The sequence below is a fragment of the Pseudomonas sp. TNT3 genome (genome assembly GCF_010095445.2).
GTDB lineage: Bacteria > Pseudomonadota > Gammaproteobacteria > Pseudomonadales > Pseudomonadaceae > Aquipseudomonas.
This window is the reverse complement of the sequence record NZ_WFGV02000007.1, coordinates 153,252-166,786: the sequence shown is the minus strand read 5'-3', so window position 1 is coordinate 166,786 and position 13,535 is coordinate 153,252. Positions and strand designations below refer to the sequence as shown.

Genomic DNA, 13,535 nt, shown 5'->3' with positions numbered 1-13,535 from the left:
CGAGGAGGATATCGACGCCGTTGCCGAATTCGCCTTGCGCCATCGCCGTCGTGAGCACACCCCACCGGCCCCGCAACACAGCCAGCCACCCTCCGGCGAGAACACGCAGCCGAGCGAAGGCCAGGGTCAATGGGGTGAAATGCCTGCTCAGGCGCTGCCGGTCGGCGCCCGACGTGAAGTGCCGAGCTGGCCAAAAAAGCCTTAGGCATTCGCCCTCGATCGGACGTGGGGGCGAATGCCAGACCCCGTGCCGGACGGCTCGATAACGGCAAGCAGGGCAAACGTCATGCGGCACGCAGTGGTTCGATCAATTGGCCCGGCACGTTACTCAATGGCCGTCCGCGTCATCGTGAGGACGTCCTGTTCCACCTGCGCACCCGGTCGCCCCATGAGCTGTGGCTGGTGATCGTCGATGCCTCGGCTTCGACGCGTCGCCATCAGGCCTTAAGCGATGCCAAAGGTCTGCTGGCCCAGCTGTTTGATGACGCCTATCGCCAGCGTGCGCGGTTGGCGTTGCTGACCGCCAGTGGTGCGGTGCCGAATTGGCAGGTGCAAGGGTTGAAAGCGTCGAGCGGTCTGCGTACCTGGCTGGATGGGTTAGGTGCCGGAGGAGGAACGCCATTGCTGGCGGCACTGGGTGAAGCGGGGCGTTGGCTGATCGCTCGGCAAAAGCGTTTTCCGGCTGAGCAACAACGGGTATTGGTGCTGACCGATGGACGCTTGAAGGCGTGGTCGATGTTGCCGACGCTGGCATGCCCGGGGGTGCTGATCGATATCGAGCGAGGGCCGATTCGGTTGGGACGGGCGAAGTTGCTGGCGGCGGAGCTGCAAGCGCAATACCGGCATATCGATGAACTGATTTCGGGTTGAGTTAGCTCTTTTTTTCGCGAGCAATCTATCGTAGGAACTGCCGAAGGCTGCGATTTTTTGATCTTGATCTTCTTCTGTGTGAAAAAAGATGAAGGTCAAAAGATCGCAGCCTTCGGCAGCTCCTACAGGATGTGTGTTTTCAAAGGACCGATGTAACAACAAGCCTTGCCCGCGACATGGCGAGGCTTGGTTATCAGCGAAACAGGTTGGTCCGCGCCAACTCGATCACCTCATCCCCACGCCCGCTCATCACCGCTTTGAGCATGTACAAACTGAACCCCTTGGCCTGTTCCAGCTTGATGGTGGGGGGCATCGCCAATTCCTGGGTGGCGGTCACCACATCCACCAATACCGGCCCGTCATGCGCCAGCGCCCGGCGCAACGCCTGTTCCAGATCCTCTGACTCCTCGACACGAATCCCCAGAATGCCCATCGCATTGGCCATCGCCGCAAAGTCCGGGTTGTGCAGATCAGTGCCGGTATCCAATAGCCCGCTGGACTTCATTTCCATGGCGACGAAGCCCAGTGACGCGTTGTCGTAGACGATGATTTTCACCGGCAGCTTCAACTGCGCCAGGGAAATGAAATCCCCCATCAACATGCTGAAACCACCGTCGCCCGACAGGGAAATCACCTGGCGATCAGGGAACGCTGCCTGCGCGCCGATGGCTTGAGGCATGGCGTTGGCCATCGATCCGTGATTGAACGAACCGAGCAGGCGCCGCTTGCCGTTCATTTTCAGATAACGGGCGGCCCACACCGTCGGGGTGCCGACGTCGGCCGTGAAGATCGCATCGTCTTCGGCCAGCTCGCTGAGCAGGCGCGTGAGGTATTGCGGATGAATCGGGCGACCTGGTGCTGAAGGTTGCGCCAGGTCATCAAGGCCCTGGCGCGCTTTTTCGTAATGCTTGAGCGAGGACTCCAGAAAGCTCCGGTCCGCTCGATACGGCAAGCGCGGAAGCAGCGCCGCCAGGGTTTCGCCAACGTCTGCGGCGATTCCGAGATCCAGCGCGGTGCGGCGACCAAGGGCTTGCGGGTCATGATCGATCTGAATGATGGTGGCGTCGGTCGGGTAAAACTGGCGATAGGGGAAGTCGGTACCGAGCATCACCAGCGTGTCGCAGTTGAGCATCGCGTGATATCCGGAGCTGAAGCCGATCAAACCGGTCATGCCGACATCGAACGGGTTGTCCCACTCGACATGTTCCTTGCCGCGCAATGCGTGAACCACCGGCGCGCCAAGGGCGTCGGCCAGTGCCACCACCTGATCATGTGCGCCTGCGCAACCGGCACCGCACATCAGTGTCACGGCTTTGCCCTGGCTCAACAACTCGACCAGTCGATCGAGGTCGTGAGGCGCTGGCAAGGTGCGCGGTTTGGCGAGGGCTGGCCAGGGCTTGAGGTTGTCTTCGACTTCCTGCAGGGCGACGTCACCGGGAATCACCACTACCGCCACACCACGATTGAGAATTGCACTGCGCATGGCCCGGTGCAGCACATGCGGCATCTGGGCCGGGCTGCTCACCAACTCGACGAAATGGCTGCATTCCTTGAACAATTCCTGAGGATGGGTTTCCTGAAAGTAATTCAGGCCGACTTCCGAAGACGGAATCTGCGCAGCAATCGCCAGCACCGGCACATGGTTCCTGTGGCAATCGAACAGCCCGTTGATCAAATGCAAATTGCCCGGTCCGCAACTGCCCGCGCACACCGCCAGTTCCCCGGTCACCGCTGCTTCCGCGCCGGCAGCAAACGCGGCGACTTCTTCATGGCGCACATGCATCCACTCGATGCTGTCCATGGTGCGCAGGGCGTCGGTCAGGCCGTTGAGGCTGTCGCCCGTCAGGCCCCAGATGCGTTTGACGCCGGCCTGTTCAAGGGTGGTGGCCAGTTGCTGGGCAATGGTGATTTTCGCCATGGGAAGGGCTCCAGTGATCAATGAGTTGTCTTCAGGGTTTAGAGAGGACAACTCAACGCAGGCCATGACTCCCTTGTTTATTCCAGGCTCATGGACACGCGAGTCGGCACCGGAATTGGATTGCGCATCAACGTGCCCACCACCAGGGCTCCCAGCAGTGCCAGCAAACCGGCGACCAGCAGCAACAAACTGAAGCCACCGACGAACGCCTGCCGCGCCATAGGCTCGACTGCCGCGCGGGCAACATCAGGCAACAAGCTCATGGCCGCCGTCATGTCACCGGCCACCACGCGAGATGCAATGCCCTGCGTCTGATCGAGCCATTGCCCACCCTGTGTCGCCAGTTGGCCGCGCAGCAAGGCTTCGGTATGGCTCGACAGCAAGGCGCCGTACACACCGATGGCCAGCACGATGGCGCTGAAACGCATGGTGGTGCTCATGCCCGACGCCATGCCGGTGCGTTCCCGAGGCACGCAGGCCATGATGTTTTTCTGCGTGTCGCCATTGAGCAAACCCGCGCCGGCCCCCGTGACGGCGATCGCCAGGGCAAAGGGCAGGTAGCCCCCGCTGGAGACGGCCCAGGCACTGAGCAGGTTGCCGCTGCCGACCAGTGCCAGTCCTGTCGCCATCAAGGTTGCCGGCGCAAACCGCGTCGCCAGTCGGGCGCCAATCTTCGGGCAGATCAGCATGGTCACGGCAAACGGCAACATCCCCAATCCCGAGGCAATCGCGGAAAAGCCGAGGCCGTTTTGCAGGTAGAACGGCAGCAAGGTCATCATCACCTGGGCACATCCGGCGTAGGCAAACATGCCCAGCAACGCGCCGATGAAGCGTGGATGCCTGAACAATTGCAGGTCGACCATGGGGCGCTGCTGCATCCGTTCGATCACGATGAACGCACCTAACAGTAGCGCGCCCCCGACGAGTCTTGCGTAAGTCAGCGGGTTGCTCCAGCCGATCCGGTTGGCCTCGATCAGGCCCCAGATCAGGCACGCCAGACTGGCACTGAACGCCAGGCTGCCCCAAGGATCGAGGCGCGCCGACTGGGTGTCCCGAGACTCGGGAATCGCGCGCCAGACCATCACCATCAGTAACAGACCCACGGGCAGGTTCAGGTAGAAAATCCACCGCCAGCCGATGTATTCGGTGATCACGCCACCCAGGGTGGGGGCGGCCGTCATCGCCACGCCCATGCACGCACCCCAGAACGCCCACGCCTTGGCTCGCTCCACCTCATCGTGGAAAGCGTGGCCGATGGAGGCCAGGGCCGAGGTCAACAGCAGCGCCGCGCCGACACCTTTGATGGCCCGTGCGATGTCCAGGAATAACGCGTTCGGCGCCGCCCCGCAGCCGATCGACGCCAGGATGAAAATGCTCAGGCCCCAGAGCAGGGTTTTCTTGCGCCCGAAGCGGTCGGCAATACTGCCCGCCGGCAATAACAGCGCGGCAAAGGCCAACATGTAGGCGCTGACGACCCATTCGATGTCCGCGAAATTCGCGCCCAGGTCTCTGGCGATAGTGGGCAGCGTCACGGCGACAATGTTGGTGTCGAGGACAATCAGCGAACAAACGCCTGAGGCCGTCAATAACGTCAGGCGCGGACTCACGCGGCTCATGACGGGATTGCCTTTTGGGCAAGGTCGCAGGTTTCGGAATAATTACGAAGCTTAGTGGGCATGATTCGGGCTCTTTACTGTGATTGCCCGATGAGCTTATCGTGACCCACCAAGGACTTTGTTAGCCAGGCCCCTGGACTTCATTACCTTTGAGCTAATGCATTCATGGACATACGGCACTTCCGCTATTTTCTGGCCGTTGCCCGGCAAGGCAACTTCACTCGCGCCGCCGAGCAACTGGGTATCGCGCCGCCGACCCTGACGCGACAGATCCAGGACATGGAGAACGAACTCGGTACACGTTTGTTCGTGCGGCAAACCCGTGAAATCAGCCTGACCGAGGCTGGCGCGGCTCTGGTGATCGAAGCCGAAGCGACGGTGCGGCAGTTTGAATTCGCCCAGCAAAATGCCCAGCGCGCGGGACGAGGGGAAATTGGTCATATCGAACTCGCCTACGTGGCTTCGGCGGTGTACTCGGGCCTGCTGCAGAAACAAGTGCAGGCCTTCAGCCGTGCATGCCCCGACGTCAGCGTGAACGTGCGTGAACACGCGATGGCATCATTGCCGGCGATGGTGGACGAGGGTCGATTCGATATCGGTTACGTGCGTTCACCCATGACATTGCCTGAAGGCCTGGAAGCGATCCGTCTTGACGCTGAGGGATTCGTATTGGCACTGCCGAGCGAATCATGGCTATCGCGACTGACGGAGATCGGCCCGGAACACCTGCAGGGCGAGACGTTCATTCTTCCGGAACAGATCAGCGGCACCTTGCAAGTTGCCGCCGCTGGCGGGTTTGCGCCCAGATTGGGGGCTCAACCGGGCGGGCTGGTGGCGGTGCTGGCCCTGGTGTCCTTGGGACAGGGCGTGGCAGTGGTGCCGGAGTCGGTGGTCGGGCATGTCGGGTTGCCGGGTGTGGTGTATCGGTCGATCAAGGGCTGTGAGGCGAGTTCGTGGTTGTCGCTGGTGTATCGGCGGTTCGAGAAGTCGGCGGCGGTGGTCAGGTATATCGAACTGGTTAAACAACGCTAAAAGCTTCGGGAGCAGGCTCTCTCCAACAGGCGGATTGCGAAACGGCACACATCCAGTGTGGGAGCGGGCTTGCCCGCGATGGCGGCCACCCGAACAGCAACTATCCCGAGGTTCTACAGATTTTGTAATAATTCCAGGCTGTAGGAAAAGAGACTTTCGCCTGTACGCTTCAAGACCTTTTTCCTTTCAGGATTTGCATGAACACCGTTTCGGAGCCTCCCAGTTACCCTTTCCCCACGCGCAACCGCGCGGTCCTGATGCACGCGAAACATCCGGTCTTCCGACTTCAGAACGCCTTTTTCATTGCCACTCCACGGCCCCTGCGCCGTGCCTTGCCGTGTCCGGCATTCTGAATTCACTGAAGAGATCGAGACGTTTTTATGGAATGGATTGCTGACCCTACCGCGTGGCTGGGCTTATTGACGTTGATCGTGCTGGAGCTGGTGCTCGGCATCGACAACCTGGTGTTTATCGCCATTCTGGCGGACAAACTGCCGCCGGAGCAGCGGGATCGGGCACGTCTCATTGGCTTGTCGCTGGCGTTGTTGATGCGCCTGGGCCTGCTGGCGAGTATTTCCTGGCTCGTCACCCTCACGCAGCCGTTGTTCGAAGTGTTCGATAAGAGCTTCTCCGGACGTGACCTGATCATGCTGTTCGGTGGTGTGTTCCTGCTGTTCAAGGCCACCATGGAATTGCACGAGCGACTCGAAGGCCATGTCGGCGAACGCTCGACCAACGCAGCTTATGCGCTGTTCTGGCCGATCGTGGCGCAGATTGTGGTGCTCGATGCGGTGTTTTCCCTGGACGCAGTGATCACCGCCGTGGGCATGGTCGATGAGCTGGCAGTGATGATGATCGCCGTGATCATTTCCATCGGCCTGATGATTGTCGCCAGTAAACCGCTGACCCGTTTCGTCAACGCGCACCCGACAGTGATCATGCTGTGCCTGGGCTTCTTGATGATGATCGGCTTCGCGCTGACCGCTGAAGGCCTGGGTTTCCACATACCCAAGGGTTACCTGTATGCGGCAATCGGTTTCTCGATCCTGATCGAGGTGTTCAACCAGATCGCCCGGGCGCGTCGTAAACGCTCGATGCAGGGCGTACGTCCAATGCGCGAACGCACGGCACATGCGGTGATGCGTTTGCTCGGTGGCCGCAGGCTGGCGGCTGAAGAGGTCGATGACGAGATTGCCGACCTCCTGGACAACGGCGAGGCGCCGAGTGAAGTGCTGTTCGACCGACGTGAGCGGGTGATGATCAGTGGCGTATTGCAACTGGCCGAACGCCCGATTCGCAGCCTGATGACCGTGCGCGCCGACGTTGATCATATCGACTTGTCTGAAGACGCCAGCGCAATTCGCACGCGGCTGATGCATTCGTCCTACTCGCGTTTGCCGCTGATCCGCGATGGTGCGGTCGATGAGCCGCTGGGCTTCGTGCACAAGAAGGAGCTGTTGAAAGAGTACCTGGCCGGCAACGAGCCCGACCTTGAGCATCTGGCGCGCAAGGCCATCAACTTGCTGGAAAGTTATTCGATCCTCAATGCCCTGGAACAGATGCGCAAAGCCTCGACGCACATCGCGTTTGTGGTCAATGAATTCGGCGACTTCGTGGGTGTGCTGACCATGACCGACATTCTTGAGTCCATTGCCGGCGAGTTGCCCGATGCCAGCGAAATCGAAGGCCCGGATGTGGTTGAGGAACAGGGCGGGTTCATGGTCAGCGGCGCGCTGAACCTGATGCGCGTACGGCAACGAACCGGTTTCGCCGCGGAACCGACCGAGGATTATCAGACCCTGGCCGGTTTGGTGGTGAGCGTGCTCGACCGGCTGCCGATGATCGGGGACAGCCATGAGTGGGAAGGCTGGCGGATGACCGTCATGGCGGTCGAAGAGCGACGGGTGACGCGAGTGTTGCTGGTGCCTGTCGGCTCGTAGTCATTCGCCGATTCTCAGGGCCTCATCGCGAGCAGGCTCACTCCCACCCTGGACTGCGCTCGCCAATGCGGCTCGGTCTCTTGTAGGAGTGAGCCTGCTCGCGATGGCAATCTCCCCGAGAGCTGAAAACTCAGCCCATGTCGCACACATGGGCATCGGCGCACCGATTGTGAACCTCATACCCGCCTGCCGTAGCTAACGGTAGCGCTTGTGCCCTGTGCCTTTCGTAACACCGGTTTTCGCGTTTTCTTGCATCCCTCTGATTCAAAACACTTTCGATTCTCCTCAACATTCCCGTCACAACCTGTGGCACACTTTCTGCTGTCTATTCCGCTGTTACAAACCACTATCCGCTATAGCGGAATAAACAACACCCTGGAGTGCTTGCCATGCATCGCCGACCTTCCTTGTTTAAAGCGTGTGTTTTTCTGTTTGTAGCTTCGGCTGCTGCCGTGGGTGTGGCCCAGGCGGCGGACGGTAAGCTCGATAGCGTGCTGGCCCGCGGAAAGCTCATTGTGGGTACGGGCAGTACCAATGCGCCGTGGCACTTCCAGGGAGCGGATGGCAAATTGCAGGGTTTCGATATCGACATCGGGCACATGATCGCCAAGGGTCTGTTTAACGACCCGAGCAAGGTTGAGTACGTAGTGCAATCGTCCGATGCGCGGATTCCCAATCTGCTGACCGACAAGGTCGACATCAGTTGCCAGTTCATTACCGTCACCGCCAGCCGTGCCCAGCAGGTGGCGTTCACCCTGCCGTACTACCGCGAAGGTGTGGGGCTGCTGCTGCCGGCCAACAGCAAGTACAAGGAAATCGAAGACCTGAACGCCGCGGGCGACAGTGTGACTGTGGCGGTGCTGCAGAACGTGTACGCCGAAGAGTTGGTGCATCAGGCGTTACCCAAGGCCAAGGTCGACCAGTACGACAGCGTGGACCTGATGTACCAGGCGGTGAACTCCGGCCGTGCCGACGCGGCGGCGACCGATCAATCGTCGGTTAAATACCTGATGGTGCAAAACCAGGGTCGCTATCGCAGCCCGGCCTACGCCTGGAGCCCGCAAACCTACGCCTGTGCGGTCAAACGCGGCGATCAGGACTGGCTGAACTTCGTTAACACCACCTTGCATGAAGCCATGACTGGCGTTGAGTTCCCGGCTTACGCGGCGTCGTTCAAGCAGTGGTTCGGTGTGGATCTGCCTACCCCAGCCATCGGTTTCCCCGTCGAATTCAAATGACCTCGTGAGAGTGGGGCGCCCAACAGCGCCCCGCTCAAGGTACTGCCGACCATGAACTATCAGTTGAACTTTGCCGCCGTGTGGCGCGATTTCGACACCTTGCTGGCAGGGCTCGGTCTGGGGCTTGAGCTGGCGCTGGTGTCGATCGCCATCGGTTGTGTGATCGGTCTGATGATGGCGTTTGCCTTGCTGTCCAGGCACCGGGCGCTGCGGGTGATGGCGTCGGTGTATGTGACGGTGATCCGCAATACGCCGATTCTGGTGTTGATTCTGTTGATCTATTTCGCGTTGCCAAGCCTGGGCATTCGTCTGGACAAGATTCCGTCGTTCATCATCACCCTGTCGTTGTATGCCGGGGCCTACCTGACCGAAGTGTTCCGTGGCGGACTGTTGAGCATTCCCAAGGGCCAGCGCGAAGCGGGGTTGGCGATCGGTTTGGGCGAGTGGCAGGTCAAGGCCTACGTCACCGTGCCGGTGATGCTGCGCAATGTGCTGCCAGCCCTGTCGAACAACTTCATTTCGCTGTTCAAGGACACCTCGCTGGCGGCCGCGATTGCGGTGCCGGAGCTGACCTATTACGCGCGCAAGATCAATGTCGAGAGCTACCGGGTGATTGAAACCTGGATGGTCACCACTGCGCTCTATGTAGCGGCCTGTTATCTCATTGCCATGATGCTGCGTTACCTCGAGCAGCGTCTGGCGATTCGCCGATAGGAGGCCTCATGTACGAATCTCCCAGTTGGTTGCATGAGTTATGGGTGGCGCGGGAAGCCCTGTGGCAGGGCTTTCTGACCAGTGTGCAGGTTTCGGCGCTGGCCATTTTGTTGGGCACGCTGGTCGGCATCGTCACCGGGTTGGTGCTGACCTACGGCAAGTTCTGGATGCGTGCACCGTTCCGTTTTTACGTCGACATCATTCGCGGTACACCGGTGTTTGTGCTGGTCCTGGCCTGCTTCTACATGGCGCCGGTGCTGGGCTGGCAAATCAGTGCGTTTCAGGCCGGAGCCCTGGGGCTGACGCTGTTTTGTGGCTCCCATGTCGCCGAGATCGTGCGCGGTGCGCTGCAAGCATTGCCGAGCGGGCAGATGGAAGCGAGCAAGGCCATTGGCCTGACGTTTTACCAATCCCTCGGCTATGTGCTGCTGCCCCAGGCGTTGCGGCAGATCCTGCCGACCTGGGTCAATTCGTCCACCGAAATCGTCAAGGCCTCGACCCTGTTATCGGTGATCGGCGTGGCGGAATTGCTGCTCAGTACGCAGCAGATCATCGCCCGCACGTTCATGACCCTGGAGTTTTATCTGTTCGCCGGATTTCTGTTTTTCGTCATCAACTACGGCATCGAGTTACTCGGCCGGCACATTGAAAAGCGGGTGGCCTTGCCATGACTCAGATCTCAAACGCAAACAACGTCAATCCTCAGAGCGGTCAGCCACTGCTGGATATTCGTGGGCTGCATAAGCAATACGGCAAGCTCGAAGTGCTCAAGGGCGTCGACCTTAGCATGCAGCGTGGCAACGTCGTGACGCTGATCGGCTCCAGTGGCTCGGGCAAGACCACACTGCTGCGCTGCGTGAACATGCTCGAAGAATTCCAGGGTGGGCAGATCGTGCTCGACGGTGAGTCCATCGGTTATGACGAGGTCAACGGCAAGCGCGTGCGGCACCCGGAAAAAACCATCGCGCGGCATCGGGCGATGACCGGGATGGCATTCCAGCAGTTCAACCTTTTTCCGCACCTCACCGCGCTGCAGAACGTCACCCTCGGTTTGCTCAAGGTCAAGAAGCTGCACAAGGATGAAGCGGTGGCCCTGGCGGAGAAATGGCTGGAGCGGGTCGGCCTGCTGGAGCGTCGCGACCACTTTCCCGGTCAACTGTCCGGCGGCCAGCAGCAGCGCGTCGCGATTGCCCGGGCGATTGCGATGAACCCGAGCCTGATGCTGTTCGACGAAGTCACCTCGGCCCTCGACCCGGAGCTGGTGGGCGAAGTGTTGAACGTGATCAAGGGGCTGGCCGATGAAGGCATGACCATGCTGCTGGTGACCCACGAAATGCGCTTTGCGTTCGAGGTGTCGGACAAGATCGTTTTCATGAATCAGGGGCGAATCGAAGAGCAGGGGCCGCCCAAGGAATTGTTCGAACGCCCGCAATCGCCGCGACTGGCGGAATTTCTCAAGAACACGCGTTTTTGATGTTTACCCAAACATCTTCACTTTCAAATCAGGAGAAACACTCATGAGCATTACTCGTTACGGCACCGGTAGCACCGCCGCTGGCGGTCAGCCTCGCCCTTTCGCCCGCGCCGTTGAAGCCGATGGCTGGCTGCACGTTTCGGGGCAGGTGCCGGCGGTGGACGGTGAGATCATGTCGGGCGGCATTGTCGAGCAGACCCACCAGACGATGAAGAACCTGATCGCAATTCTCGAAGAGGCCGGTTATGGCCTGGAGGACGTGGTGCGTGCCGGCGTATGGCTGGAGGACCCTCGGGATTTCACGAGTTTCAACAAGGTCTTCTCCGAGTACTTCAAGCCCGAGCATGCCCCGGCCCGGGCCTGCGTGCAGGCGAACATGATGGTCGATTGCAAGGTCGAGATCGACTGCATCGCGTACAAGAAAAAGGCCTGAGATTGTTGGTGGTCCTGAAGTCCCCATCGCTGGCAAGCCAGCTCCCCCAGGGTTTAGGTCGGACGTACACTCTGTGTTCGACACATACCTGTGGGAGCTGGCTTGCCAGCGATGGCGGCCTGACAGTCACCACAACAGTTTGGTTAAACTCCCGGCACTTTTATGGGAATCACTGACATGACCGAAGACACCATCAAACGCCGGGCTCGCGGTCTGGATCGGGCGTTCGATATCCTCGATTTCCTCAAGGAAGTCGGCAAACCCCTGCGTCCGAACGAGATCGCCAGCGGTATCGGCAGCCCTAAATCCACGGTCTACGAACTGGTCGCATCCTTGCTCGAACGGCGGATTCTCGAGCTCGTTGGCAAGGACGGTCACGTGTACCTGGGCCGACAGCTGTACTTCCTCGGGCAGGCGCACCTGCGCCATTTCGACCTGACCCGCGAAGCCGATCACGCCTTGCAGGAAATCGTCACCCAGACCCGTGAAACTGCGCAGATGTGCCTGCTTAACGGGCGTAAGTACACGGTTGCCTTGATGAAGGAGGGCGAGCGGCATTTCCGTATTTCCTCCGATATCGGAGAAAACGCGCCGATCCCGTGGACCGCCTCCGGGCGCCTGTTGTTGGCGCACCTGAGCGATCAGGAAATCGTCGACCTGATCGACCATGACGACTTCATTCTGCCCGACGGCGAACGCCTGCCACTGGAGCAGTTTCTCAAGGAAATTCGTCAGGCCGACATCGACGGTTTCTTCTCTTTCGACAGCGTTGCCGACACCTTTACCCATTGCTTCGCCGCCCCGGTCAAAGACCCCAGTGGCGTGGCAATTGCGACCCTGTGCATCGTCGCTCCCCGAGCCGATGCCAAAAACAATTACAACGACTATCGTCAGGTGCTGATCGACAGCGCCAACAGCCTGGCCCGTCGCATCAACGAATAACAGCGGCTGCCTGCAGCCGCGAAAAGTAAGGAGTTCGACCATGTCTATTGCCCAACGTACTGCCGCCGTGGAAAAGGGCTTCGCCCATACGGGCGCCAACCTGGTGCGCGACGTCAGCCTGCCGGCCCTGGTACTGCACCGTGAAGCGCTGGAGCACAACATCCGCTGGATGCAGGCCTTCGTCAGCGACAGCGGCGCCGAGCTCGCGCCTCATGGGAAAACCAGCATGACGCCGGCACTGTTTCGTCGCCAACTGGACGCCGGCGCCTGGGGCATCACCCTGGCCAGCGCCACGCAAACCCGTGCGGCGTATGCCCATGGCGTGCGTCGGGTGTTGATGGCGAACCAACTGGTCGGAACGCCGAACATGGCGCTGATTGCCGACCTGCTGGCGGACTCCGGTTTTGAATTCCATTGCATGGTCGATCACCCGGATAACGTCGCCGACCTGGGGGCGTACTTCGCTTCGCGCGGAGTGCGGTTGAACGTGATGATCGAGTACGGCGTGGTCGGCGGGCGGTGCGGTTGCCGTACGGAAGAGGAAGTGGTCTCACTGGCCAAAGCCATCGCGGCGCAACCGTCCCTGGCGCTGACCGGCATCGAGGGTTACGAAGGTGTGATTCATGGCGATCACGCGGTGACGGGTATCCGCGAGTTTGCCGCTTCACTCGTGCGGCTGGCGGTGCAGTTGCAGAACAGCGGGGCCTTCGCCATTGCCAAACCGATCATTACCGCATCAGGTTCGGCCTGGTATGACCTGATCGCCGAATCCTTCGAAGCACAGAATGCCGGCGGACGCTTCCTCAGCGTTCTGCGCCCCGGAAGCTACGTGGCGCATGACCATGGCATCTACAAAGAAGCGCAATGCTGCGTGCTCGACCGGCGCAGTGATCTGCATGAAGGATTGCGTCCGGCGCTGGAAATCTGGGCGCATGTTCAATCGTTGCCTGAGCCAGGGTTTGCGGTAATTGCCCTGGGCAAACGCGACGTGGCTTATGACGCCGGTTTGCCGGTGCCATTGCTGCGTTACAAGGCCGGTGTCGTGCCAGCAGTAGGCGACGATGTGGGTGCCTGCAAGGTGACGGCCGTGATGGACCAGCATGCGTTCATGACCGTGGCGCCGGGGGTCGATTTGCGGGTGGGTGACATCATTTCCTTCGGTACTTCGCATCCTTGCCTGACGTTCGACAAGTGGCGTGTGGGGTGTCTGGTGGATGAGCAGTTGAATGTCATCGAGACCATGGAAACCTGTTTTTAAGGTTTGAAACCGAGGTGCGGCCATCGCGAGCAGGCTCACTCCCACAGTGATCTTCAGTGACCACAACATTTGTGTACGACACGAATCCCTGTGGGAGGGA

General features: G+C 60.1%; 12 protein-coding genes and 1 pseudogene. 11 read left to right on the top strand and 2 right to left on the bottom strand.

The annotated features are described in order from the left end of the window. Positions 1-205, top strand: a pseudogene (locus GBC55_RS07150) (magnesium chelatase); the annotation flags it as partial. A gap of 20 nt (positions 206-225) precedes the next feature. After that, positions 226-870, top strand: a complete 645-nt coding sequence (locus GBC55_RS07145) for a VWA domain-containing protein (RefSeq protein ID WP_162436575.1) — start codon at positions 226-228, stop codon at positions 868-870. Positions 871-1,063: 193 nt separating this feature from the next. On the opposite strand, the gene poxB is transcribed toward GBC55_RS07145, so the two are convergent. Then, positions 1,064-2,788: a ubiquinone-dependent pyruvate dehydrogenase gene (gene poxB / locus GBC55_RS07140; RefSeq protein ID WP_162436574.1), complete on the bottom strand. Its 1,725-nt coding sequence runs from the start codon at positions 2,786-2,788 to the stop codon at positions 1,064-1,066. Positions 2,789-2,865: 77 nt separating this feature from the next. Beyond that, entirely contained in the window at positions 2,866-4,404 is a 1,539-nt protein-coding gene (locus GBC55_RS07135; RefSeq protein ID WP_162436573.1) for an MFS transporter, read from the bottom strand. A 165-nt stretch (positions 4,405-4,569) separates the two neighbouring features. Between GBC55_RS07135 and GBC55_RS07130 the strand changes: the two genes are divergently transcribed. From GBC55_RS07130 to GBC55_RS07090, 9 genes are all read left to right on the top strand, one after another. Beyond that, positions 4,570-5,436 carry a LysR substrate-binding domain-containing protein gene (locus GBC55_RS07130; protein WP_162436572.1) on the top strand — a complete coding sequence of 289 codons (867 nt, stop codon included), beginning with the start codon at positions 4,570-4,572 and terminating at the stop codon, positions 5,434-5,436. Between the two features lie 380 nt (positions 5,437-5,816). After that, positions 5,817-7,376: a TerC family protein gene (locus GBC55_RS07125; RefSeq protein ID WP_162436571.1), complete on the top strand. Its 1,560-nt coding sequence runs from the start codon at positions 5,817-5,819 to the stop codon at positions 7,374-7,376. A 389-nt stretch (positions 7,377-7,765) separates the two neighbouring features. After that, positions 7,766-8,614, top strand: coding sequence for a transporter substrate-binding domain-containing protein (locus GBC55_RS07120; RefSeq protein WP_162436570.1), 849 nt, complete (start codon positions 7,766-7,768; stop codon positions 8,612-8,614). A 51-nt stretch (positions 8,615-8,665) separates the two neighbouring features. Beyond that, complete coding sequence (locus GBC55_RS07115; protein ID WP_162436569.1) at positions 8,666-9,328, top strand: amino acid ABC transporter permease; 663 nt, start codon at positions 8,666-8,668, stop codon at positions 9,326-9,328. An 8-nt stretch (positions 9,329-9,336) separates the two neighbouring features. Next, complete coding sequence (locus GBC55_RS07110; RefSeq protein WP_162436568.1) at positions 9,337-9,999, top strand: amino acid ABC transporter permease; 663 nt, start codon at positions 9,337-9,339, stop codon at positions 9,997-9,999. Further along, the gene (locus GBC55_RS07105; RefSeq protein WP_162436567.1) at positions 9,996-10,802 is read left to right on the top strand and encodes an amino acid ABC transporter ATP-binding protein; all 807 of its coding nucleotides are present in this window, start codon (positions 9,996-9,998) and stop codon (positions 10,800-10,802) included. The genes GBC55_RS07110 and GBC55_RS07105 overlap by 4 nt, the downstream gene beginning before the upstream one ends. A 43-nt stretch (positions 10,803-10,845) precedes the next feature. Continuing rightward, complete coding sequence (locus tag GBC55_RS07100; RefSeq protein ID WP_162436566.1) at positions 10,846-11,235, top strand: RidA family protein; 390 nt, start codon at positions 10,846-10,848, stop codon at positions 11,233-11,235. A 177-nt stretch (positions 11,236-11,412) separates the two neighbouring features. Continuing rightward, a complete protein-coding gene (locus tag GBC55_RS07095) occupies positions 11,413-12,177 on the top strand; it encodes an IclR family transcriptional regulator (protein WP_162436565.1) in 765 nt (254 codons plus the stop codon). A gap of 40 nt (positions 12,178-12,217) precedes the next feature. Then, positions 12,218-13,435 carry an amino acid deaminase gene (locus GBC55_RS07090; RefSeq protein ID WP_162436564.1) on the top strand — a complete coding sequence of 406 codons (1,218 nt, stop codon included), beginning with the start codon at positions 12,218-12,220 and terminating at the stop codon, positions 13,433-13,435. Positions 13,436-13,535 lie beyond the last annotated feature (100 nt).